General features: G+C 66.4%; 21 protein-coding genes. All 21 read right to left on the reverse strand.

Features of this window, described 5'->3' with window-relative positions; genetic code table 11:
* Positions 1 to 20 precede the first annotated feature (20 nt).
* The 21 genes from LXT12_RS13410 to LXT12_RS13510 all read right to left on the reverse strand — a co-directional run bounded on the left by LXT12_RS13410 (position 21) and on the right by LXT12_RS13510 (position 23952).
* Positions 21 to 1319 carry a sensor histidine kinase gene (locus LXT12_RS13410; RefSeq protein ID WP_233392692.1) on the reverse strand — a complete coding sequence of 433 codons (1299 nt, stop codon included), beginning with the start codon at positions 1317 to 1319 and terminating at the stop codon, positions 21 to 23.
* 616 nt (positions 1320 to 1935) lie between these two features.
* Positions 1936 to 2430 (reverse strand): hypothetical protein, encoded by a 495-nt coding sequence (locus LXT12_RS13415; protein ID WP_233392693.1) that lies wholly within the window; start codon positions 2428 to 2430, stop codon positions 1936 to 1938.
* 215 nt (positions 2431 to 2645) lie between these two features.
* A complete protein-coding gene (locus LXT12_RS13420) occupies positions 2646 to 3449 on the reverse strand; it encodes a PEP-CTERM sorting domain-containing protein (RefSeq protein ID WP_233392694.1) in 804 nt (267 codons plus the stop codon).
* 435 nt (positions 3450 to 3884) lie between these two features.
* The gene (locus LXT12_RS13425) at positions 3885 to 4385 is read right to left on the reverse strand and encodes an H-NS histone family protein (protein ID WP_233392695.1); all 501 of its coding nucleotides are present in this window, start codon (positions 4383 to 4385) and stop codon (positions 3885 to 3887) included.
* Between the two features lie 211 nt (positions 4386 to 4596).
* The gene (locus LXT12_RS13430) at positions 4597 to 5883 is read right to left on the reverse strand and encodes a DUF1173 domain-containing protein (RefSeq protein ID WP_233392696.1); all 1287 of its coding nucleotides are present in this window, start codon (positions 5881 to 5883) and stop codon (positions 4597 to 4599) included.
* Positions 5880 to 7013, reverse strand: coding sequence for an LPD7 domain-containing protein (locus tag LXT12_RS13435; RefSeq protein ID WP_233392697.1), 1134 nt, complete (start codon positions 7011 to 7013; stop codon positions 5880 to 5882). Before LXT12_RS13435 ends, LXT12_RS13430 begins: the two co-directional genes overlap by 4 nt.
* A gap of 25 nt (positions 7014 to 7038) precedes the next feature.
* Positions 7039 to 7695 carry an OmpA family protein gene (locus tag LXT12_RS13440; RefSeq protein WP_233392698.1) on the reverse strand — a complete coding sequence of 219 codons (657 nt, stop codon included), beginning with the start codon at positions 7693 to 7695 and terminating at the stop codon, positions 7039 to 7041.
* Positions 7692 to 9704, reverse strand: a complete 2013-nt coding sequence (locus LXT12_RS13445; RefSeq protein WP_233392699.1) for a type IV secretory system conjugative DNA transfer family protein — start codon at positions 9702 to 9704, stop codon at positions 7692 to 7694. The genes LXT12_RS13440 and LXT12_RS13445 overlap by 4 nt, the downstream gene beginning before the upstream one ends.
* Positions 9697 to 10776 carry a P-type DNA transfer ATPase VirB11 gene (gene virB11, locus LXT12_RS13450; protein ID WP_233392700.1) on the reverse strand — a complete coding sequence of 360 codons (1080 nt, stop codon included), beginning with the start codon at positions 10774 to 10776 and terminating at the stop codon, positions 9697 to 9699. The genes LXT12_RS13445 and virB11 overlap by 8 nt, the downstream gene beginning before the upstream one ends.
* A complete protein-coding gene (virB10, locus tag LXT12_RS13455; RefSeq protein ID WP_233392701.1) occupies positions 10773 to 12032 on the reverse strand; it encodes a type IV secretion system protein VirB10 in 1260 nt (419 codons plus the stop codon). The genes virB11 and virB10 overlap by 4 nt, the downstream gene beginning before the upstream one ends.
* Before the next feature lie 158 nt (positions 12033 to 12190).
* The gene (locus tag LXT12_RS13460) at positions 12191 to 13081 is read right to left on the reverse strand and encodes a TrbG/VirB9 family P-type conjugative transfer protein (RefSeq protein ID WP_233392702.1); all 891 of its coding nucleotides are present in this window, start codon (positions 13079 to 13081) and stop codon (positions 12191 to 12193) included.
* A gap of 14 nt (positions 13082 to 13095) precedes the next feature.
* Positions 13096 to 13869 carry a VirB8 family type IV secretion system protein gene (locus tag LXT12_RS13465; protein WP_233392703.1) on the reverse strand — a complete coding sequence of 258 codons (774 nt, stop codon included), beginning with the start codon at positions 13867 to 13869 and terminating at the stop codon, positions 13096 to 13098.
* A gap of 35 nt (positions 13870 to 13904) precedes the next feature.
* Entirely contained in the window at positions 13905 to 14600 is a 696-nt protein-coding gene (locus LXT12_RS13470) for a TrbJ/VirB5 family protein (RefSeq protein ID WP_233392704.1), read from the reverse strand.
* Between the two features lie 23 nt (positions 14601 to 14623).
* Entirely contained in the window at positions 14624 to 15685 is a 1062-nt protein-coding gene (locus LXT12_RS13475; protein ID WP_233392705.1) for a TrbL/VirB6 family protein, read from the reverse strand.
* 146 nt (positions 15686 to 15831) lie between these two features.
* Positions 15832 to 18234: a VirB4 family type IV secretion/conjugal transfer ATPase gene (locus LXT12_RS13480; RefSeq protein WP_233392706.1), complete on the reverse strand. Its 2403-nt coding sequence runs from the start codon at positions 18232 to 18234 to the stop codon at positions 15832 to 15834.
* 67 nt (positions 18235 to 18301) lie between these two features.
* Positions 18302 to 18634, reverse strand: coding sequence for a VirB3 family type IV secretion system protein (locus LXT12_RS13485; protein ID WP_233392707.1), 333 nt, complete (start codon positions 18632 to 18634; stop codon positions 18302 to 18304).
* 12 nt (positions 18635 to 18646) lie between these two features.
* A complete protein-coding gene (locus tag LXT12_RS13490; RefSeq protein WP_233392708.1) occupies positions 18647 to 18937 on the reverse strand; it encodes a TrbC/VirB2 family protein in 291 nt (96 codons plus the stop codon).
* Between the two features lies 1 nt (position 18938).
* Entirely contained in the window at positions 18939 to 19427 is a 489-nt protein-coding gene (locus tag LXT12_RS13495; protein ID WP_233392709.1) for a lytic transglycosylase domain-containing protein, read from the reverse strand.
* 7 nt (positions 19428 to 19434) lie between these two features.
* Complete coding sequence (locus tag LXT12_RS13500) at positions 19435 to 19935, reverse strand: hypothetical protein (protein ID WP_233392710.1); 501 nt, start codon at positions 19933 to 19935, stop codon at positions 19435 to 19437.
* A 438-nt stretch (positions 19936 to 20373) separates the two neighbouring features.
* Entirely contained in the window at positions 20374 to 23277 is a 2904-nt protein-coding gene (locus tag LXT12_RS13505; RefSeq protein WP_233392711.1) for a serine/threonine-protein kinase, read from the reverse strand.
* A gap of 174 nt (positions 23278 to 23451) precedes the next feature.
* A complete protein-coding gene (locus LXT12_RS13510) occupies positions 23452 to 23952 on the reverse strand; it encodes a hypothetical protein (RefSeq protein ID WP_233392712.1) in 501 nt (166 codons plus the stop codon).
* Between the last annotated feature and the right edge of the window lies 1 nt (position 23953).

Here is a 23953-nt window from a genome sequence, read left to right on the forward strand (position 1 = left end):
ACCGCCGGGCGCCGTCGGCGTTAGGCCCTGTCCGGGGACTTCAAGGGCGCCTCCAACGGCATGTGCAGGCACACGCCCAAGCCCCCGAGCGGCGAACTGACGAATTCGAGGGTCGCGCCGAGGCGCTCGGCCCGTTGACGCATGTGCAACAAGCCGCGACCGTCCGGAGACTGCTCGTCCGTGAGCCCCTGGCCATCGTCCTCGACGAGGACGACGACTCCGGTGGCTTGCCCATCGATACCGTCGTTTCGCACGACGGCTATCCGCAGTTTCCGACCACCCGCATGCTTGATGGCATTGGCGACGGCCTCCTGCACGATGCGCAGCACGTCCAAGGCCTCAGGCGCATTGAGCCAGGGCAGCGGCGGTACGTCGCCGACCGACCATTCCAGCTCGATCCCGGCGCCATCTAGCCGGTGGTTGAGCCGGTATCGAAGGGTGGCCAGCAAGGCCACGAGGTCGTTGCCCATCGGGTCCAACGAGTCGATCACGAGGCGCAGTTCATCGAGGCAGTCGCGCAGGACCTTAGACGCTTCGTCCAGGTCGAGGCGCTTCTGTTCGATAGCCTTGATCGCGAAGATCAGCGAAGAGCCTATGCCGTCATGCATGTCACGCAGCAAGCGTTGGCGCTCTTCGGCGAGTGCCCGTTCCCGGCTCACTTGCTCTACCTTGGCTTGCTGCGCTTGCAACTCTTCGGACAGCGCCTGCAGCTGGCGGCGTTGGCGCACGACTTCGAGCATGTTGGCCTGCAGCACCCGGCCATGCTGAACGATGAGCACCAACACCAGCAGGCTGAGGCCGCCGGCGACCGGCAGGCCGGCATGCCAAGTCAGAGCCGAGGCCAACACGACACCGGCCGGAACCAGAACCGCCAACAGCATGCCCACCGAGGTGCTGGCGCTGGAGACACCCAGAAGGAACATCACCGTGCCGAATGCCCCAAGCAGTTCAGCCGACCTTGACTCCGCCGGCATCCACCACACCAGAGAACCCCACAGCGCACCGACGCAGATCGTCAGGACCAGTGTGGCGGCGCACCATGGAGGCGGAGGACTGGCAGCTTGACACTGACGCTCCAAATTCAAGCACAGCAGCGCCTGAACCACATAGACCAGCCAGCCCAGCGCCGCCCACGTCCACAGAGAAGATCCGGGGATGAGCGCATTGAAGGTTGCCGCCAGCGCAGCCGACAGAATTGCTGAGCCACTCAGCGAAATGCGCCACGTCCGCATGCTGCGGCGAAACAGCTCATTGCCAGCCGCGTCAGCCACGCCGAGCAGGCGGGCGGGCAATATCTCGAGCGCCGAGCCGACCGCCATGCCTACTCGAAGAAGAGGAAACCAGAGGCGGCCGGAATCGGCAGACTCGCGGCAAGCGGCCACTGACTTCTCAAGGCAGTTGACCCGTTATGCCTGGAGGCTGCTCCGAAGGGCTCATGCTGCCCATCTCCGAAGACGGCCCGACATCGTCACCCGTCGGCTGCCGCTCTGTGACGCGGTAGCGGCTATCGTGCTCGACACTGGCGACGGTGGGCTCCATGCGGATCACTCTAGGCAGGCGAAACGTTGCCCTTGGTAAGGAGGCAACTGGAATGGAATCTCCAATTATGACCATCACCCCGGCTAGGCTCCGGCCCATGCACCGGTGATCCAGAAAGGCTGGGCACCTTGCCGGAGAGCGGGGATCAGCCTTGCGAGGTCGAGACATCGGAGCGAGTAGGCTGGGAGGTTCACCACTTGCCCTCGCAAAACGCGACCTGAGCGTCAAGGCTTCATGATCCCACCCGAAGGCGTAACGCAGAGCACCACCAAGGCAGTTTCAGCGCGTCAGTACGACATCCCAATCCACGAAATTGATGGCCGTCGCCAATCTGGTGGTCGCGCCCCGCCTTCAACGCCGTAGCAGGCATGGAGTCGACGCCTTCTGCCGGCGCCATCATGGCAAGGTGACGTCGTGCCCGCTCAAACTGCAATGCATGTTGCGAGGTGATGCATTGCCAGAGTCATAGGCGATCACCGCCACCTGTTCGCCGCTGGCGTAGTAGGCCAGCAGCCGTTGGTTGGTGAAAAACGGCGACATTCCGGGCACGCTCTGCGCCGCCGGCAATCTTGCCCTGGACTTTCCGTAAGGAGACTGCGTGTTGAGCTCGACGAAGGTGATGACATCGGACGATGACGACGCCGAGAAGGTGCAGGCGACGTACTCGATGACTCGACGCGTCCCGGAGGGCACGGTCGCGAAAGTCAGGCTACAGCTGTTACCGATGCAGCTGCCAGCGTTCGACCGCAGATCCGCATCCTCCCAATACGCATGACGATCGGCCTGGTCCACATCCTGAACCAAGGCCGGACGGGTCTGGGCGGACACTTGCACATGAGCCGCCATTCCGAATAGGGCCGCGACTATCGTGAGGGGCTGGGCGATTCTCATGGGTGTACTCCTCGTCGGTGTTGAGGGAAGGTGGTTGTATGCGGGCGATGTGGCCAGGCCTTCCGGCGTTCAGGCTGCCCATGCGGCCTGGCGATATGGCCGCAGCGGTAGCCTTGTCAGGCGGTGTGGCATCCAGCTGGCGGACTTGTATACGCGCCTCCGCCGCTCGGATTTCCGACCACGACGAGCACACCGTCGCCAGCCCGGCCCGATGCTCACCCGCGTCTGCGCCTCAGGCTCACGAACCCGCACAGTGCGGCCAGCCCAGCCAGCATCAGCGACGCCAGGGTCGGTTCGGGCACGGGGGCGGCGAACGTCGTCGTGACTGCGAACCGGAGGTCGACCGACTCCAGCGTCGCCACGGCACGCGCGGCGGGCATGCACAGCACCGACGCGCAGGCCGGGTCGGACGACGGCACTAGGTAATTCGCTCCGATGACGCCGCCGCCCAGGTAGTAAGTGGGTACCTCATCAAACGTGATGGTCGAACCCCGGCGCTTCAGCGAGTTGGCGACTTCACCGTCTGCCAGGATGCTGCCGAGTTTCCTTGTCCCATAAGCGACGCCCCCGAGGCTCGTCATCGCGACCAGGTAATTCTGGCCGTAGGACGTGGCAAGCTGGGCGTCGCGCGGCTTCGCATAGGAGGCCGTCGCGGTGATGACCGTCGCGGCGCCGTCCAGCGTTTCGGTGGCGATCCGTCCATCTTGGCTGAGACCCGTCTGCGGCCCTTTCAAGACCAGCATGAGATTGGCGATCCGCCAGTTGCCGCCACCAATGCTGATATCGATCTGGCCGACCTCGGTCGGGGTCAGGACCAGGTCGATGAACCCGCTGCCTTCGCTCAGCACCGTGGAAGTGCGCGTGGTGAGGGTCCATTCGTTGCTGTCGACGCCATAGACATCGAAGAATGGGCTGGCGCTGATGACACCGGCCCGCGCTCCGGACGCTGCGCCCAGCATCAGTGACAGGCCGATGGCGGAGAAGAGAAGCGCGGAACTGCGCCTGGCTGTGGACTTCATGAACCCTCCCGAGACAGTGATGTGCGGGCCAACTGAGCATGGCCCTGGATCGACTGTCAGATGCGCAGCACGCAGGGTCCAGGGGCGGCTATACCGCCTTCCCGGTACAACCCCTCCATATCGGTGGCGTCCATCCCATCCGGACGCCAGAACGCAACGGGCACCGTTCGCAGATGAAGTCGGTGATGCCCGCAACTCGGCCAACGGCAGGCTCGAGCCGAGCGGATTCAATCGGCGCAGGGGGTGTGCTTCAACCGGGTGCTGCCGCGGACCCGACACCCCGAGACCGATTCGCGAGCGCGCACGCGCCGATGTCGACGTACGCCGGCAAGCTCTTGGCGCGGTCCTTCCGGCTAATGACCAGGCCGCCCAGGCGAGGCCGCACGGCAGCGAGGACCGCGACCAGCATGCAAGTCCGGCCCGGGCCCGTGGTATTCACTCGGACGCCGATGTGGCGGCAGCAGCGGCGCGCGGCCTTGCCTTGGAAGATTTCCTTGCAGCGGCACGCTTGGTGGCCTTCGTCTTCCTGCCCACGGCGGGTTTGGCCGCCGAGGGGGCCTTGCGTGTCCGTTTTGACGCTGGCTTGCCAGCGTCGGTCGCCGCGACCGACTGCGAGCCCGCGCCGCCAACCAGAAAGTCTTCGAGGGCCTTGCCTGCGGCCAGAGCCTGCCGGAGCCACTCGGGGCGCTTGCCCACGCCGCCCCAGCTGTTTCCCGCCTGGTCCGCGTACTTGGCGACACGGGGCGTCGAGGACTTACGGGTCGGCTTGGCTCTCTTCGCGCCACTGCCTACAGCCGCGCCAAACAGCTGTTCGGGCGTCAGATGGTATTTGGCGATCTCCTTTCTGATGCGGTCGATGACTTCGGACTGGATCAACGAAGCCTCTTTCTGGAGGCGTTCGATTTGATTCAGGAGGGATGTAAGCGACTTGGCCATTGCGAGGAGCCCTTATTGAGTTTTTGAAACTGCGAAACCGTTCTGCGAATCGGCAGGACGACTTTAGTGCAATGCCATCTCACCGAGCTTACGGACCGCGTCTTCTCCCAAGAATCGAACCGGCAGGGCGTTACCCCAGTGACCGCGACGAGAATGGGACTCGCTCTCACAGACCGTGAGCCGTTGCGATGAGCGGCTCTGCGCCACGGTTTCACGCCGCAGTGCCTTCAATGCGCCGAACCTCAACTGCAGGCCCCGGTAGTCGAGGCAGTTGCTCCATCTCCGGACGCCATGTCCAACCTGTGGAACCGTCGCCTTGCGCCCGACTCGATGTGGCCCGCCCGCCTGTTTCGGGCTGATAGATCAGACGCAACGTCACGGCATCGGCGCCGCAGTCGGACAGTACCGCGAAAGCCAACGGTTCCTTGGGGCGGAGGTTGTAGGGAAGGCTTCGCGTGAACACGCGCTCCTCGGCGACCAGCTTGTCGATGAGCTGCTGTCCGAATCCGTCGCCTACCGGCAGCCACTGCATCGACACCGGCATCAAGCACAGTTCATGGATCGACGCCACGCCGGCGCCGCTCAGGCCGAACGTGGCGATCATCACCATGCGGATGTCGGCCGAGCTGGCCCAGAGAGCCAGGTCAGGCTCGAAGCTGCGTCCGAGCCGCTTGTAGAGATGTTCGTCGAGCATCAGAGCGTGGTCCGGAAGATGCTTCACGACCGCCTTGTATCCGTAGCGAGACGGGACGATCTCCTTGACTTCCGCGATGAGCAGCATCAGCGGTGAAGGCCCTTTAGGTTGTGCGACCGCCCGCGACCACTCGGCCAGGCGCCGCTCGTTGATGGCCTCACGCCGTTCGAGCGAGAACGGCTCCGGGATGTACAGGCGCAGCCTCAGCGGGTCACCGCCAACGCGCTTGTGTTCCGCCGCCGCGAGCAGGAGGCGGCGCACGGTCCCCCAGCTTCGCTTGCCGCAGAAGCCCGGATGCCAGCGGGTCAGCTCGGCTTCGTCCCACAGGTAGTGCAGGAGGCCGCGCAACGACAAGCGAATCCCCGTCGTGCTGACGCTGGACGTCACCGTGTCCGACGGGGTGGGGCTCGTGCGGCCGGCGATCTTGGAGAGCGCGAAGTCGAGCGCCAATGTGGTTTCCCCGGTGGTGGGGTCCTCCGCGATGGCACTGCCAAGCACCTGTCCGAGGCCGGAGAGCTCGGCCGGCGGCGCATAGGAGGGACAGGCTGGCGCGTGATGCCAGCCGGTGTCGGGCAGACGCTTGACGGCGTAGCCGCCGTGCGGTGGCGCCAGCCGGGCGACATACATCTCCACCCCGTCCGCCTGGCACAGGCAGCGCAGCCGCCGATGGCAGGCATGGGCCTGGGCAACCGCGTCCGCGAACGCGGCGGCGGCCCCCGCCACCTCGAAGCGTTGACCATCGATCTCATAGACCGCGCCAGCGGCCGAGATGGCGAGGGCTGGAACGGGCGCCAGGTCACTCATCGCTGCGGCGTGGGGTCCGACCGCTCGACCGCGCGCGTGGGCGCCGGCACCGCCGTGGCGCCCGCCAGCGGCGCCACGGCGTCCCTGTCATAGATCCTGACCCGCGGCTCGCGTCCTTCGCGGATGCGTTGTGCCAGGTTCTCTGCGACCGCCGCCATCAGCTCCTCACGTCGTTGCTCCGGCACGTTCTTGGCGACGAGCACGGCCTCGACGGCTGCCAGGACCGTCTTGCGCCTGCCGGGAGCCGGTGCCGAGGCTTCGGCTTGCGGGGGCGACGTGCCGCCGGGTTGCTGCACGCGCTCGACGCGATTCGCCTGCCTGGCGTCCTGCTCGCGCCTGAGCTGCTGCAAGTCGTCCGGCGAGGGCTCATAGCCCACGGACTTGAGTCCACGCAGGGTCGCTTCGAACCAGACCCTGCGCTTGAATTCCTCATGACCGGAGACCCGCAGCCCCTGCCAGCCGCGAGCCTCTGCCACATCGACCATCGAGCGAGCGACGGACGGAAGGTTGTTGTCGGTTGCCAGCCGAAACCTGGATTCGGTGAAGGCCACGCGAACGCCGTCCCCCCGAAACCGATATTCGATCCGTCCGATCATCGCGTCCCCCACGCTCACCGGGGCCCGGTGGATCGTGTAGCGCTCCCGCAAGGCGGCCTCGAGCCGGGCGACATGGGCGGCGCGCTCATGCTCGGCCTCGGAATGCCCGAGCGTCCCGGCACCTTGGCGCTGGGGCGCTTCCCGCCGAGATGACAGGGCGGGCGCCGGCCCCTGCGTCGGCACCGACGACGGATCCCGCGTTCCCGAAGGTGAGGCCGGGGAAACGGACGACGCCGGCCGCTGCGGACCGCGCCGCCACTGGCCGTCGATTTTCTCGATCGACGTGCGCCTGCCATCGGCGGCCACGGCAACGAAGAGGTCACTGCCGAGTCCTTCCGCCTTCGCCGCCATCTCGGAGAAGGTGTTCGCGCGATGGACCTCTTTCGTGGTGCGGTCTCGCAACTCGTATCGCTCGCCGGCCGGTTCTTTGGGCGTCCGGGGTCGTTTGCTGGGTGCTGGCGTGCTCGGTACCGACTCGACGGTTCCACCGGGTGCTTCATTGCCGAATTGGCCACGCGGTCGTGATGTGTCCATGGTGTAGGTCTCGACGAGATGGAATTCAGGGGCGGCGCGCTTGGCTCGGCCCCAGGGGGAGTGGCAGGGCAGGGTAGAGCTCGACTTCGACCCGACGGTTCACGGCTCGGCCTGCAGCACTTTCGTTGTCGGCGGCGTGGTCGCCCGTCGGTTGATAGGTCGTGCGGATGCGTTGCGGCGCGACACCGGCTGCGACCAGGTAGTCGCGCACGGCCACCGCTCTCGCCCGGGCCATCCGCGTCTCGACCAGGCTGTCGCCGCTGCCGTCCGTCCGGCCCCGTAGCAGCACCAGCGCGGCGAGCCTTGCGGCTTCGACGAGCGCCTGGGCGTCGGGAGAGGGGATGGCGACGTCCGCGCTGCCGAAGGCGAACAGGACCGTGAACACGCGATTGCGCGGCTCGCGTTGGTGGGCAGCCGCCTCCTGGGCAGCCGCCAGCGATTGCTGGCGCTGGGAGAGTTGGGCCAGGATTTCCGCGTTGGCCTGGGCCAGTCGGTCCGACTTCGCCGCCAGCAGTCGGGCGTCGTGCAGGTCGTTCCGGCAGATCTGCAGCTCGACGATCGCTGGAACGTTCGCAGGTCGCTTGCTGGCTGGGTCGACCACCGGGGGCTTGGGCGGCGCGCTGCAGGACGCGAGCGCCAACGCGCAGATGAGGCCGTTGAAGGCCCGAGTTCGACTTTTCATGAGAGGCTCCATTGCGCGTCGCCTTGGCGCGCGCGATCCAGGGGGGGCTCACCGATCAGGACACCCTCGGCGTCGGCGACCGCATCGATCGCGCCGCCCGCCGATGGGCCGGTCTGGGTATCCGCAACAACGTCAATCAGCCCTTCCGCCGCCTCGCCTACCGGCGCCTTGATCAAGTCGGGCAATTTGTTGAGCTTGCTGGCCAGCTCTTCGATGTCGAGCTTCTTCTTGCCAGGCGGCAGCTCGGGATCGGCATGGCGCCAGCGCTGATGCACCTTGGCCAGGTGCAGAGCCATGTCCATGCGCGGCACCTCAGGTGCGGCCAGCAATCGCGCCTTGAAGGCGGGGTCGCGGTGATAGCGGACCTTCTCCGCGAGGATGGGTTTGCAGTTCTCCAGGATGATGACGAGCCGTTCGCTGCCGAGTTCCTTCATCTCTTGTGGCAGCAGCAGGTCCCGGCGCTGGTCGCTTTCATTGGTGCTGACGCTGGTGTCGCCCAGAACGCCGGAGGACCGGCTGCGGCCGTGCGAGGTGGCGCGCGCCGTGTAGTGGCCAAGCATGGCGCTGTATTCGTCCGCATCTCGCTGCTCGCGGGGGGCGAAGAGGATCTGCAGTCCGTGGTTGGTCGCAAAGGTCCGGGCTTGCCGGTCGCCATAGATTGCATCGAGCTGCGACATCGCCTGGATGACGGTGAGCAGGCGCAGGCCGTATCCGGCCAGGTAGGGAGCGGCATTGACGATGGCACGGACGCGGCCCAGCGCGGCGAACTCGTCGGCGACGATGAGGCACTGGAACGGGGCCGCGCTGTCTTGCGAGGGCAGGAACTGCGTGTTCAGGTTGACCAGTTGGGAAAAGAAGAGATCGAGCAGCGGGCGTGCGGCCGCCAGGCGGTTCGGCGGGATGCGCACATACACCGTCATCCGGCGCCGCCTCACGTTCTCGAGTCTGAAGTCATCCCAGCTGGTCGCCGCATCCACGATCGCGTCGGCGAACAGCGTCAGGGGGGCGACGAAGGTCGCCACGATGCTGGCCATCGTGTTGTCCGAGTTGGACAGCAGCCGCTGCAGCGCGTCACGGCATTCGTCGGACAGCGCCTCGGAAGTCCCGGCGCGTGAAGAGATGCAGTCGGTCAGGTGATCGAGCAGCGGCCGGCCTTTCCCGGACGACTGGCGCAACATCTCGCCGATGGTTCGCGGCAGGTTCGGCGATTCGAGCAGCAGCAGTCCGAGTGCCAGGAAGAGATTGCGCGCCTGGTCATTGAAGAAGCCTTCGGACGCGGTGCCGCTGCCGTCGTTCGCATAGAACACCTGGCCGATCGTCAGCAGGTCGCCCACGCGGTGCAGCGGGCTGCTTCGAACCGCCGTCAGCGGGTTCCAGCGGTGGCTGCGCGCGTCGTGGTCGAACGGGGAGAAGGCATAGACCTCCTGGCCGCGCGCAGACCGACAGCCCGCGGTGATGTCGTAGTTCTCCCCCTTGATGTCCAGGACGACGGCCGAATCGGGCCAGTTCAGCAGGTTGGGGATGACCACGGACACGCCCTTGCCGCTGCGCGTCGGGGCCGACAGCATGACGGACAGCTGCCCGGGCAGGTGCAGGTCACGACCGCGGTAGCGACCGACAAATATGCCCGGCTCCGAGCTGTCGGTGAGCCCCGACGCCATCACCTCTGCCGCCGACGCGAAACGGGCATCGCCATGGAGACTTCGGCGCTGGCGAGCCGCCAGGACCATGGCCGAAGGCAGGGCCAGCTGCAGAGCGCCCGACACGGAGATGGCGGTGATGAGTCTCTTGCGAAGCCGGGGATCGTCGCCGTAGAGCTTCCAGTAGTGGACGATGCTGCCCCACCGGGCCTGTGCCGGGCTCGCCTTGTTGAGCAGCAGGAAGAGGACGCCGGCCAGGTAGAAGGCGGCGCCGGCTGACAGCACCAGAGCGCCCAGCGCAAAGAGGCCCGCCACGATCTTCCGGCCCGGCGACCACGTCGCGAACGTCCTGACTGCAGGCTCATCCATGGTGCCCCCCGTCGGCGCGAGAGCGCGCCACGCGCCTGGACCTCGGTTCATACTGGATCTGTGCGATGTAGCGCCCGCCTTCGTCACGGTCCAGCTGGACGACGACGTCCACGACCAGATCGAGCAGGCGCCTGATCTCCTCCATCGTCAGGCCGCCGCCTGCTCCGCTTTCTCGGATCATCAAGGCGAGCTGCTCGAAGGCCAGGGCACAGCTCCCCGCATGCACGCTGGTGAGGCTGCCTGGGTGCCCCGAGGCCGCCAGCCGCACGAAGTGGAAGCACTCGTCCCCCCTCACCTCCGCCAGAAAGATCCTGTCGGGTCGCATGCGCAGGCAGGCTTCCAGCAGCGACTTCGCCGTGACCTTGGCCGTGCCCTGCTGGTCCTTGCTGTAGAACAGATGGACCGCATTGGGGTGATGGGGGAGGGTCAGCTCGGCGGCGTCCTGGATCGTGATCAGGCGCTCGTCGCGCGGCACTTCTTCGACCAGGCCCTTCATGAAGGTGGTCTTGCCGGAGCCGGTACGGCCGCTGATCACCATCGTCTGGCGACGGCGGATAGCCTGCCTGAGGAACTGCGCAAATCGCCCTTGCCGGTGCAACTCCAGCAGCTCCTGCTCCGCCCGATCCGGCTCGTCATCGCCAGCCGTGACGGCTTGGGTGCGCGAGAACAGGCCTTCCTGCTCGAATTCGGCCAAACGCCTGATCGTCCGTGCCGGCTTTCTCAGCGTGATGGAGACGCACCCGCGGGAGACCGCCGGGGGAATCGCGAACTGCACGCGCTCATCGGTCGGCAGGGTGGCCGACAGCAGCGGCGTCTCCTGGTTGACGCGCTGATCGCAGAAGGTCGCCACGGCGGTGGCCAGGGACATGCATCGTTCGTAGGTCATCTCCGGTGCGATCACGACGCGCCAACCCATCGCCGTTTCGACATGCAGTTCACCGGGCCGGTTGACGCAGACCTCGGTCACGCCGGCTTCGTCCAGGTGCTCCCGCAGCGGCCGGATGAACTCCAACACCGAGGTGGCATCGCCCCGCCAACAGGCCGTCGAGCGCTCCTCCTGGTCGGCGCTCACCGGGATTCCCCCGCGTCGGCATCCGTCTCCGGCACCAGCGCATAGATTCCGGAAAAGTCGATGTCGCGCGCGACGTAGATGCCGACGATGCCGCCTTGGTTCTGGTAGATCAACGGCGGTATGTTGATGGTGCTGTCCAGCACCTTCTCCGCCAGCTTGCTCGTGTTGGCCGTGGTCGATGGCAGGACGATGGTGTCGGCCTGCCGGTCGCGGGACTGGTTCTCGATGACGAGCTTGACCGAATCGTCGATGAGCGACAACAGCATCGCCGCGCCGATCCTCTCGGTCCAGCGGTTGTCGACATGGCCCTCGATGCCGGACTCGCCCAGCTTGCCGGTGGCCGGTGAATCGATGTCCACGGTCACGCCATGCGGTGTCCTGATGCGGGTCCAGAGAACGGGGATGCGAACGGACCCAGGACGCAGGCCGGTGACCCGGTACTCACCGTCGAGGTGGGAGCCGCGCTCGATCAGCAGCACCCGACCGTCGTCGCTGAACACATGGCGCTGAACCTGGCATCCCACCAGGCCCGAGGTCGCACTGATGACGCGCGTCTTCAGGGCACAGGTGAAAGCCGTGCCCTTGGCAAGGGTCAGGCTCCGGTTCCCCAGCAACCCTGCCACGACACGTGGCGTCGCCGAGGCCTTCAGCGGACCGACCGGGTTGTCGGCCGGTACGCCGTTCCGTCGCAGGCCGGCGTCCGCGGTCGACGACGGCACCTCGCCACCCAAGGGCCCGGCAAGCGGGGCAGACTGCGTCAACTTCTCCAGCAACCCTGCCAGCTGCCGCTGGTAGGCCTGAAGATTGCGCGTCGTCGCGGCCATCGGATCGGATGGGTCCGCATCGATGGGAGGCGTCCGCGCCTGTCCAAGCCCCGCATCCTGGGGCGTGATGGACGGATGGGGTGCAAGCCCCTGAGTGGGACGTGTGGCGACCAGCAGCACCGGCGCGTCCTCGGGCCGAGGTGCGGCCGGTCCGGTCGCCACGGACGAGCCGGTGCCGCTGCGCCGCACGCCAATGGGCTCCGCCTCGCCCTCGTCCATCATGCCGATGGCCGGCACCCGGGGCTCTCCGATGCCGGAGGCCGGCGGCGCTGCAGGGCGCGCCATGTCGAGCCTGTGGGGTTCCATGCTCGCGGCAAGCGGCCGGTTTCGGCCAAGAGGGGTTTCGTCGCTGCCGGAGCGGCTCCCGCGACCGAAGGCACCAAAGATCGCGTAAGTGCTGACCGGGATGGCAATGACCGCAGCGATGGACACGGTGAGCCATCGCTTCCCACACCATGAACATGCCGAGCGCCACAGCGCCGCGATGCTCGGAATACGCCGCTTGCCGCGAGTCGGCGAGGCCGCGGGGGCGGCTCCGCCGGAGTCTGTCCCTTCTGAGGGATCCCGCGTGTCGGGCTGCACTGTGTCCGTCATGGGGTGTCCTCCTGCGAGCGGGCCGGTGCGGGTCGAGACGGCTTGATGACACGACGCAGGCCTGGCACGGTCGTGCCCCGTTCGGGCGGCGCACCGTCCCCGTCGAAGGCGTCGTTCCAGAGACCCACGACCGCCGAGCCGGAGCGGAGCACCAGCCGGCGACTCACGCGATCGACGACCAGCAGCTCGTCCTCCATCCGGGTGTTGACCAGCGTCTCGCTGTCGTCTTCCAGCACCTGGAACACCGCCGGGATCTCGCGGTTGCCGCGGAACTGCAGATAGGTGAAGCGGCCGTCATCGAAGACCAGACTTGGAACGATGTCCTCGGAACCTGCCCCCGTGGCCAGCGAGTACCGGGTGTTCGAGACTCCCGGCTTGGCCTGCAGCCGCTCGGCCACGACCTGCTCGACAGTCGGAGGATGCGGAGCCGCCGGCAGCACGGGCAGCACGGGCACGAGCCCGGGCGTTGGGGCGGGGGCAGAAGGTGGCGGCGCTGGTGGGCGCACGACCAATCGATACACCGGCGGGCGCGGGTCGCCGTCGTTCAGCACGATGAACTGCAGGTTGTGGACGCGCCGGTCGGTGACGACCGCCAGGTTGTTGGCGGCGCTCGCCGTGCTCTTCGGCTTGACGAAAAGAGTGCGACCACCAGCCTGCGCTGCGACGCACCACGATGCCTCCGGCTTGGCGCAGTCACTGCCGAGACCGGCCGCCACCTCGGAAATCGCTTCGTCCGCTCCAAGCAATACCAGCGTGACCGCACCGCGCTTGACCGGCACGGTGATGATGGCGCCCGCGTCGTAGGGGACTTCGCGCAGTCGCGAGTCCGGGGCGGCAGGCAAGGTGGCCGGCATCGTGAGCGCGAAGGCCACGCCGGTCCAGGGCATCCAGTGACCCGTCCTCATGGCTTGGCCTCCACCGTGGCGGTATTGATCTCAGGGTCGGATCGATAGGCGGTCACGACGAACCCGAAAGGGTTGTCCAAGCGGTCGCTCTCTTTCGTCAGGGCCCTGGGCTGGTACTCGAAGATCAGCGTCGCGGTGTGGCGCGTCCGGGTCTCTGGGAGATTGCGATCCGTGAGGCGGACAAGCTTCTCGTAGGTGACGGTCGCTTCGCCGTGGTTGCCGGCCCGGCCGGTGGCGGGCAGGCGGACGCTGATCACGTTGATGCGGCGCTCCTCCGTCGCCCCGATCTTCTTTTGCAAGGCATCCGGACCTTCGAACTGGCGGCTGTACGCGGCAAACACGGCGGGCACCGCCATGCGTGCGACCTGGTCGAAGTCGCGTTGGAGGAAGGACCAGCTGTATCCCTCACGGGCCCGTACGAAGGTCGCTACGTTGTGCTTGTCCATCGAGTCCATGGCAGGGACGGTCTCGACGCTCAATCGCTGTTGGATCGTGGTCTCGCCGGTGACGCGGTCCACGACGATGGGAACTTCAACGATGCGTCGCAAGGGTCCCTGGACGAACACCGCCCCGACGCCAAGGAGCGCGGCGGCAAAGGCCGCCGCTGCGATCTGCCAGGCATGCCGCTCGGACCGCTGGAGCATCTCGGCTCGGTCCAGTTCCCAGGCGCGGTTTGCACCCAGCATCGCCGCGTCCTCTTCGGCGCCGGCGTCCTCGGACGGATGCGTAGGCAATGCGGCAGCTCTGCCTGTCTTCAGGACGGCATTCATGGGATACCTCTCGAATCGTCTGTGGCCGGACGTCCTCAGTGCAGGTAGTCCGAAACCTTGCCCGTGCGATTGAGCATTTCGTACTGACGCTCGCGGTCCCGCGAGCGCGCGATGCGCTCATCGCTTTCCGCCACGCCCTGCAGCATCTGGATCTGGGACATCTCGTGGGCGAGCAGCGCGTTTTCCGCCCCGATGCGCGCCGTGATCTCCTGAATGGCCTTCTGATCCGTCGTTGCGTTGACCATGGCCATGAGAGAGTGAATCTGGCTCAGCCTGCCGGCAGCGGCCGTCATCGCGTCCTGCAGCATCGCCTTGTGCTGGTAGGGCCGGGCGAGACGCGCCTGGCAATCCAGGCGCGCGCCGCCGCCCATGTCCATGCAGTTGTAGACCATGCCGGCATTCCGCAAGGTCTTCGCCGTGGGGGTCAGGCCGGCGTACCCGCTCGAGTCGGGAGCGTTCAATAGGACGAACGCCTTGGGCGGCACGTAATTCAGCAGCGACGGGTCGTTGAAGACGTTGCCCAGGTTGCGCATGCCGTTCATGCTGTTCAGCTGCGCCTGCATCTGGGCGATCTGCTGGACCTGGTTGTTGATCTCGGTGATGCCGTTCACGACCTGCTGGACCGTCTGGACCAGGTTGGCGACGTCGATGACGGGAATGCCCTGAGCGGCGGCATTCCCGACGCCAGCGGCGGCGATCAGGACCGCACAGAGTCTTTGGAAGGTGGTCATGGACATCTCCTTGTACGAGTCCGTCAGGACCTGGCCCGCTGTGCCGCCTGCTTGTAGGCAGGTACCTTCGCCGGCTCGGTGCCCGGCCGAACGGCAGCGGCCCCCGCCGTCATGCCGGCCACGAGGCGACCCGCCGCATAGGGAAGGCCGGTACCGGCGCGGACCGTGCCACCCGGTGCCGCGGCTAGCGGGGGCTGGTGGCGTCCTGATGAGCGAAAGCGCGACGCCATCAGGACGTTCTGGACCATCTGGACACCCTGCTGAATCGCCGTGCCGCCAGCGAGCGCCGAGGCGAGGCTGGGCGCCTGGAAGCACAGGATCGCCATCAAGATCATCACGACGCAGTACTTGATGGACTCCGCCACCGCATTGAACGTCGGCCCCAGAAAGCCACCCTGGTCGTGGATGGCCTGCACCAGGGTGTCGCCCATGAAGCAACTCAGGCCGAGTGCGAAGAAGGCGAACCAGGTGAGGACGACGGCGTTGACGACCATGGACAGCCAGCTGTCGAAGAATCTTGCCGTCGGGCGCCAGGCGAGGCAGAAGATGAACAGCGGCCCGACGGCTATCGAGAACGTCAGGAAGATCTTTGCCAGCGTGACGACGAACAGGGCGAGACACAGGAATACGACATTGCCAAACGCCGTCACGACCGCCGCAAAGACCAGGTCCAGCCGGGTGATGCCGGCATCCTTCAAGAGATCGACGACGAGCTGGCTCGCTTTGTCGTTGAATCCGTCCAGGACGCCATACGGGCTGTCAATCGTTGCCGGTGCGGAATTCGGAGCGAGGAAGGTCGTCGCCATGCCGGTTGCGAGCGAATTGGCCGCATCGGACACATTGCTGATGTAGAAGCCGGACTGCAAGGAGAAGACGAGGACCAGGCCGATCTTGAAGGACTTCCAGATGAAGACGGGCAGCGTCTCCGGGGCCTCGTTCCGAAGAACCGCCCAGCCGTAGAGCAGCATCCACAGCGTCGTCGCGGTCACCGCGACCGGAGCGATCGCGGCCGTCAGGGATTGAACGACACCGACGACGTAGAGGTTCAGCGCGGAGTCAAGCTGAGATCCGACCCAGGAGAACATGGCGGGCTCCTTCTAATGAGCGGTGCTGTCGGGGCTCACGATGCCGTCGGCCAGCCGGGCGACCGCGTCGTTTCCCTGGACAAGGCGGCCGCGGCCCATCGATGCCCGGACCGCCAACGTATGAGCCGTCGTGTTTGCCGTCGAAGTCATGCGCTTCTCCTTTGACTGCTGAGCCGGCGATCGCGGACCGCCTTCTGAAGTTCGGGGAGCCACCGCCGCGGCTCGTCGCCGAGCCGTTGACGTAGGGAATCCAGCAGCGCGACGTTGTCGGCCGTGCCGGAGAGCACCGTGACGTAGTCGTCGAGACCGGCCAGGTCGAGCTCGCAGATCGCGCTGCCGTGCCCCTGCTTCACCAGGAAGCGTCGGCCACCCTGCGAACCCAGGCTTCTGACAATGTCGAACTCCGCCTCGCTGAGGCCGAAGCCCTCGACATACTCCTCCCGCACCGCTTCCGGGTTGGCAAGAAAGATCTTGGTGACGCTTTGCTCGACCATGGTGCGGCCGATGGGATGCCTGAGGACGTCGGACGGGCTCTGGGTATCGAAGATCCCCAGGCCGTTGTGCTTGCGGATCGTCTTTTGCCTTTGCTTGGAGAAATCGCTGAAGACCTCGTGATCCAGGGCCTTCCAGAACTCGGAGATGACGTAGATGAGGCGGCTGCCGTCGACCAGCTCTTCCATCACCTGCAAGAGGTACATCATGACGGGCGTGCGAACCTCAGGGAGTTCGAGGAACTCGGTGGTGTCGAAGGCGATCACCGGCGCCGAGTCCAGCTCGCGCAGCCGGTCATCCCCCTCGTCGAAAACCCAGCCGAGCGCACCTCCTTCGCACCAGCGGCCCAAGCGGTCGTGCAGGCTGTTCTGTCCCGACTTCGGCAGGTTCTGGCGAACGGTGGACAGTCGGCGCAACGGGGCAGGCAGGCTGGCGACGGCCTTGAGGGCGTCGGCGATGGCTCGTTCGTCTGCGGGCAACAGGGGCATGGCCGGCGTCGCGACGCAGGTGCGTACCCATTGCTCCCAGAACTGAATCCTGGCGGGCGTTGGCTCCCACTGCAGTGGGTTGCAGCCGGTGGGCTGGCCGGCCTCCATCGTGAAGTAGACCCCACCAAGCGCTCGCATCGCGATCTCGCACCCGCGGTCGAGGTCGAAGAGCACGAGGCGGGGTGCCGGGTCCCACTTCCGTGTCAGCGTCAACAGGAACATTTCCAGGGTCGTCTTGCCGACGCCCGTCGATCCGATGATCAAGGTGTTGCCCGGCAGCTTCTTGTCTTCCGAGTTCTCGTCGACCGGGCTGCTGTGCAGGTTCAGATAGAACGGCTGGCCGGAAGGCGTGCGCATCAGGGCCAGGGCCTGGCCCCAGGGATTGCCGTCCCGCTTGCCGCGCGGAAAGTTGTGGGCGCTGGCTAGCGCGGCAAAGGCCCGGGAGGACAGCTTGGCCTCCCGGGGGCGCCAGCGCCAGTTGCCTGGCATCTGCGCGAACCATGCGGCATCCGCGACCAGATCCACGGGGGCAAGTTGGAGACTCGAGGTCTCGCTGATGGCGCCGATGGCCCTCGCGGCCCGGGACCCGGCGTCGCCTGCATCCCTGCCGAAGACGATGAGCGAATAGTGGTATTCGCCCATGCAGAACTGCCCATCCCCGAGGTCGTTCAGGGCCGCGTCCATGTCGGCGATCTGGGTGGCGACCACATCGTCGCTGGCGATCAGTTGATCGCGTTGGAGCTCCAGCGCCCGCATCGCGTCGCGTCGGGGAAGGATGGACAGGCTTTGGGTCTCGATGAACTCGGTCTCCTCGTAGAGCAGCGAGTCCAGGACGCCCGGCTCGACCGCGTCGGCATACTCCTTGATGTCGACCAGGGCCGCGTAGCGGCGGTGGTCTCCCGACCTCAACTCGAGCTTGTCGCCGCTGAAGCCCAGTCGAACGGACGGCAGCGTCCGGTACAGCGGGCCGGCCGCCATCGGTACCGGACGCCAGGACCCGTTCACGAGGTAGCCGAGGAACTCCGCCACCTCTGAATAGCGCCGCTGGTCCTGCGTACGGCTGCCGAGCAACCGCGGTCCGAAGCTGCGCAGGACGCGAGCGACCAGGGCTGAACGCTCCTCCATCACCCGGATGGCATCGGCCTGCGCATCGGCGATCGCCTCCCGTGTACGCGGCCTTGTCCCGAGTACCCCATGGACCGCGGATGCTCTGGGGCGGTAGACCAGGGTGAGGTAGATCTCGTTGCTCATCATCCGCCGCTCGCCGAGCTTGGCCTGATACGCCTCGGAAAGGTCCCGCGCGAAGCCCGCCTGGGGAGGGTGGTCCAGCGCATCTTCGACCAAACGGTGCAGGCGGTGAGTCCAGACCGCCCATTGCCCGCCGGAGAGGTTGCGCAGCAGGCTGCACAGCGATTCGTGCCGCTCGACGATCAGCCGCTCGTCAGCGCTCTCGAAGCTGACGCCGTCCAGGGCCCACACCCTCAGATAGTCCCCGCCGCGTGTGATGACGTCGTGTGCGCTCACCATCGAAGAGAAGGGAACGAAGGCTCCCAAGGGGTTCTCGTTCATGGCGAGCGACCAGAAGCGAGGCATGGGCCCTGAGCCCGTGGACCGACATCCGGGGCGGCCCTTCTTGCTAGACATGCCGAGCATCGCGAGCCTTTCCGAACGTGTTGGGCGAATAGCTGCGGCACTGCCAGAGTTCGTGATTGCGATCGCGCAGTCGCAACCGCAGGGCGAGGAACATCTGCCGCAAGCGCTGGTCATCCGAGGCGGTGACCACCCGCATCCATAGCAGCACCGGTCCGATCCCGCCGATGGCGGCCACGGCGACCGACCAGCTCAGGAACACGCCGCCCCAGATGGCCAGCAGCATCCCGGCGCCGACGAGGAGGACGAGCGGCACCAGCGGCACTCCCAGCTTCATGGCCGGCCGGGTCGCGCCCTTGTAGATCGCCTCTGCAAGCATGGTCCCCGTCCCTCAGGAGACGATGTAGGCAGCGAACCCGCTGGCACCGCCGATCAGCGTGCCGCCGAACAGGATGTTGGCGACGTCAGCCAGGCGCGCGGCCTGGAAGATCATCTTGAAGCCGGCCCACATGATCGCGGCCGTGACGACCGCGACCGCGATCGTGACCAGGATCGCCACGACGTTGTTCGTCGTCTGGTTGATCTTGTCAAAGTTCTGAGCGATCGCCATCTGGCAGCCCAGTCCGACCAAGAGCGGTCGCAACGGGAACACCAGACTCTTGATTTGCGCAATGCGGTTCATGTCAGCTCCTTGATGACGTGGTGGAAACTCGGCCTGCGGAGGCGGTCATCGCGACCCTCAGCACATAGCCGTGACGGAAACCGGTTTCGAAGTCGCCGCTGTAGTAGCAGGAGAGCGCCGCGCCGAGCGCGCGTCGCGACGTGAGCCCGGTGGCGGTGGCGCGTTGGAAGCATTCGTCCAAGATGGCCTGCATCGCACCGAGATTGGTGCAAGGCTCGAATGCCGTCTCCAGCGTCAGACCCAGCCGGTGGAGGTTGAGCAAGTTGATCTGTGCAAGGCCCACGCTGAAGTTCCACCCCCCGGTTCGCAAGGCGCGTGCTGTCGCGAGTGCCTCAGCCTGCGTTCTTGGCTGCCGAAGCAGGCGCCCTCCGACGACGCCGATGGCCCAGGGATTGAATCCACTCTCGACCTGAACCAGGGCCCGCGCGGTTTGGGTATGAATCGCCGGCGCGCACTTCAAGGCGAGGGCGAGGAATGCCGATGCGTCCATGGCGCGCTCAGTCCGGAATCGTCCCGGCCGCCTGCCTGGCGAGCCAGTCGGTGTATTCGTCGTCGAATCTCGTATCCCACCGGCCGAGGGTCGCCTTCGCCGACTCGGTGAACTGGGTCACCGAGTCTCCGGAATCACCCCACCAAGTCTTCGTGAAGAGCCGGCCGTTCACCGTGACCGAGATCGAGCCGCTGTAGTCGCATCGATAGATGGGGCCGCTCGGCCCGTCGATCGTCCTCGTGTACTGCGGTGGGCAATTGGTCGGCGCGGCCGACCATTGATGCTCGGCGGAGTTGCCGGTGCCGCCCATGGCACAAGTCGGGAAGGGCCTTCCCTTGGCCAGGTCGCGCAGCAGCTGCCTGACGGGCGGCACGCATTGCGGAATGGCTCGCCAGCTCGGGGCCGCGAGGCAGAGCAGAACCAGACATCCGTCAGCGCTATGGGCAAGGGGTGAACCCAGGATCCCTACGGTGGCCGCGAATGCGCCAGCGAGGCGGAGTCTGCGCATGCCTGGATCGGCGCGTACTGCCGCGGCTTCATGCGTTGCCGGGTCCGGTGTCCTGTTTGGCTTCATGGCGTATGACCTCATCACGGTCGGCTCGGCTGGCACTGTTCTTTCAGGGCCAGCCGGGCCTTCATGAGGTCAATTTAGAAGCCGTCAGGCCTGGATCACGTGCTGATTTCCTGCAGAAATTCAGCGTCAGGCAGGCCCGTCGAGTGGGCCGCGTGTCGTGGCCATTAGGTCGCTACGCTGAAGTGGGCGCCGGACCGGTCATCTCGTCTGCGATGGCTTCCAGAATGCAAACGACAACGACGCGGACATCCCTCTAGATGGCCATCGCCGCCATCGAAGTCAAGCTCGCCAGGCGCACGCTGCTGAAACAGGCCGTTCGCATGAGCACCGTGGTTCCTAATGCCTCACGGGTTGCACACGTCCCCCACCTGTTCAGGTTGCGCCGCCGCGCTTGTCCTGGCCTGTGCTGCGGCTGACGTCGGGCGAGGCGTCGGAGCGGCTCAGCGCGCCGAGTCGGCGGGCGAGTGCCAACCGCGGGCTGAGTGGATCCTGGGCTCGCAGGGTGGGCAGCACTTCACGGGCAATGGCCGCAGCTTCCTCAGCGCGGCCCAGCAGGCGCAGCGCCTCGGCGCGCCGAAGTTCCGTGTCGGCTCGCTCCGCCGCAGACGGAAACGGCGGCCGTGGCAAGGGCGCAATGACGGCGAGCGCCTGGCTCGCGGCTTTCGAATCGCCGGCCTGTGCAGCGGCCAGTGCCACGACGGACAGCGCGGCCCTGTAGCTCGGACTCGCGGTGCCGTGAGCGGTTTCGATCATGGTGGCCAGCACTTGAGCCGTCCGTTGTGCGTCGGCAGGCGCGCCAGCGGCCAGCTGAGCTTCGGCCATCACCTGTTCCATGCGCAGGCGCGTGCGCTTGGGCGTATGCCCGTCGGGCCAATGCGTCAGCAGGAGTTCCAGTGGCCGCTGCGCCGCCTGGGCCCTCCCATCCTGCACGGCGGCCTGGGCCGCCAGCAGGATCAGCGCCTCGTTCTCGCGCACCGCGGCGGGCGACTTGAGCGCCGACTCATCTGGCAGGGCAAATGAGTGCGACTTCTTCACATCGCCGCTCAGCCAGGCGGCTTCGAATTCTCGCGCCCGCAACAGGCCGTCGGACTGGACGGACAGCGCGCCCGACTGCCGGACAAGCGCCTCACGCTCCTCCGCAATCAGCGTTTCGGCGCGGGCAGGGTCCAGCCGTGCGGTGACTGCAACGCTGCGTCCGAACGCCCGAACGGCGCTGCGACTCTCTCGCCCGTAGGCGCGACGATAGCTGGCCAGCGACGCCTGCATTGCCGCTTCGGCCTCGGACGTCAGGCCGTTCGCAAGCAGCGCATCGCCGAGCTGCCACTCCATCTGTGCGACGGTGTCCTCATCTGCAGCACCGTTGGCGCGCAGCTCGACGCGGGCCTGCCGAAGCAGCTGCAGTGCCCGTGTGTCGTCGAAGCCGAGATAGAACATCCCGAGTCGCATCAGCGACTCGTAGCGCAGGTGCTGGGCACCGCCGTACTTCGTTGCCAACTGGTCCGCCTGAGTGAGGACTGACAGTGCCTCCTCGCGCCGGCCGCGGTTGGTCAGCAGGCCGCCGAGGTCGGCGGCGATGGTCATGCGCAGCAATTCAGTCTCACGGTCGTGCGCGTCTGGCATCCATGCGAGGCCGGCGCGGCGCATCGCCTCGCTCTCGTCGAGCCGCCCCAACTGGAACAGCGTGCGCCCCAGCGAGGCAAAGGCGTTGATGACCTGCGAGGGCGGCGCGCCATGCTCCTTCAGCAGGGCCAGGTACTCCTGGCCGACGGCAAGCGACTCTTTGAAGCGGTGGTCGTAGTTCAGTTGCACCATCACCGCTTCAAGCTGCGCACCGCGGGCGTCGGGACGGTCGGCGACGCTCGGTGCCAACGCGTGCAGCTTTTCCAGCAGTACCGACGTCACTGCGCCAGGCCGTGTCAGCGCCTGGGGTTCCTCGGCTGCCAACACCGAGAGCCGCGACAGCGTCTCGATGTACAGATCCTGCGTCGCCCGCTGCCGTAGCACCTCGGCTGACGCCCGTTGCTCCTGCTCGCGGGCCTGGTGCGCCTGCCAGGCGGTCAGCACGCCACCCGCGAGCAGCGACAGCGTCGCCGCAGATCCCAGCGCCACGGCCAACCGGTGGCGGCCGACGAATTTGGCGAGGCGGTAGGCCCGGCTGTCGGGCCGGGCCAGCACGGGCTCACCACGGAGGTGGCGCTGCAAATCCTGCGCGAAAGCATCCACGCTCGGATACCGGTCGGCCACTTCCTTCTTGAGCGCTCGCGAGAGGATGGCATCCAAGTCGCCGCGCAAGGCCTTCTTCAGGAGCGGCGTGGCCGCGGCGTCGCTGGCGCGAGGCGGGTCGGCCGTGGTGATCGCCTCTTCGAGCTCAGCCGCCGTACCGCGCGTCAACCGGTACGGTTTGGTACCGGCTAGCAATTCATAGGCCAGTACGCCCAGGCTGTAGACATCGCTCGCGGTGCCGAGCGGCTCGCCGCGGATCTGCTCCGGGCTGGCGTAATCCGGCGTCAGCGCGCGCCCGGAAAGCTGAGTCAGCGCCGTTGAGCCGGCGAGCCCGTCGTCCAGGAGCTTCGCGACGCCGAAGTCCAGCAGCGTCACGCGCCGCTGGTCGTCCACCAGAACATTGCCCGGCTTCAGATCGCGGTGCACCACCAACCGGCCATGGGCGTGAGCCACCGCGGACATGGCTTGCAGCAAGAGCCCGATGCGCTCGGCAGGTGAAAGCGCATGGCGCCGGCAATAGGCGTCGATCGGTTCCCCCTCGACGTACTGCATCGAGATGAAAGGTCGCCCCTGCGAGTCCGTGCCGGCGTCGTACAGCCTCGCGATGTGCTCGTGCTCCAGTCCGGCCAGGATCTCCCGCTCTCTTGCCAGTCGCTCGGAAAACGCCTGTCCCCAGGCCAGGCGCGGGAGCTTGAGCGCGACACGCCGCGCCGCCACGCCGTCGTTGCGTTCCGCCAGCCAGACCAGCGCCATGCCTCCACGACCCAATTCCCTGATCAGCCGGTAAGGGCCGATCTGCTCACCCGCACGAGGCTCAAGTCCAGAGGCGCCGAGAATCGCCGCGCCGCCCGGCGGCAGCGTCTCAAGGAAATCGTCGGTGTCCAGCCCCGCCTGCGTCTTGAGCAGCGCCATCAGCGTTTCGCGATGCTGGCGGGCGTCGCCTTCCAAGGCGTCGAGCCACGCAGCGCGTGCCTCCGCAGGAAGGGCCAATGCCTCGTCAAGCAGTCGGCTGACGATGGCCCAGTGCTGGGCCAGACCAGGCAGGCGTGACATCGTGAGGGAAGTGTAGACGGCGATTCCATGCAAGGGCAGACGTGACTATGCACAGCATAGTTAGGGGGTTATTGAACGAGGGTCACGCCGTGGGGGCCCGGTGTCACGGGCCACAAGAGTCGTCTGCCTTGCCGCCCTGCTTTTCCTTGGTGGGGCAGGTCGCCGCGGCGGCGCTCAGCCCTTGTCGTCCCGCAGCTCCTTCGCGAGTTGGGCGATCTCCTTCGCATATTTCGTGTACATCGCCGGGATGTCGTGGGAGGCGGCCTTGAGCTTTTGCGAGTCGCTGGCCAGCACCTTCGCGTCGCCCAGCGCCTTTGACAGACCTTGCGCGAGCTTCTCATCGGCCCGAAGCACCGCCTGGATCTCGTCGGCCACCTTCTTGAGCTTCTTGTCGTCCTTCATCAGCTTGTAGGCCGCCTCACAACTGGCACGGCTGTTCTTGGTCTCAACCGTCTTCAGCGCCTGCAGCACGGTCTTGTCGGCGCCCAAGGTCTCACAGGACTTCAGCCAACCCTTCTTCTTCAGGTCAGGGCCGGCGAGCTTGTAGCCGTCAATGCTCTTCTTGAGTGTCTGCAGCTCGGCCAGAACCTTCTTGCCGTTCTTGTGAAATTCGGTCGATTTGGCCAGAGCACTCTGGAAATCGACCACGATTGCATTGATGTCATCGGCAGCCATG

The sequence above is a fragment of the Pelomonas caseinilytica genome (genome assembly GCF_021353235.1).
Lineage (GTDB): Bacteria > Pseudomonadota > Gammaproteobacteria > Burkholderiales > Burkholderiaceae_C > Pelomonas > Pelomonas caseinilytica.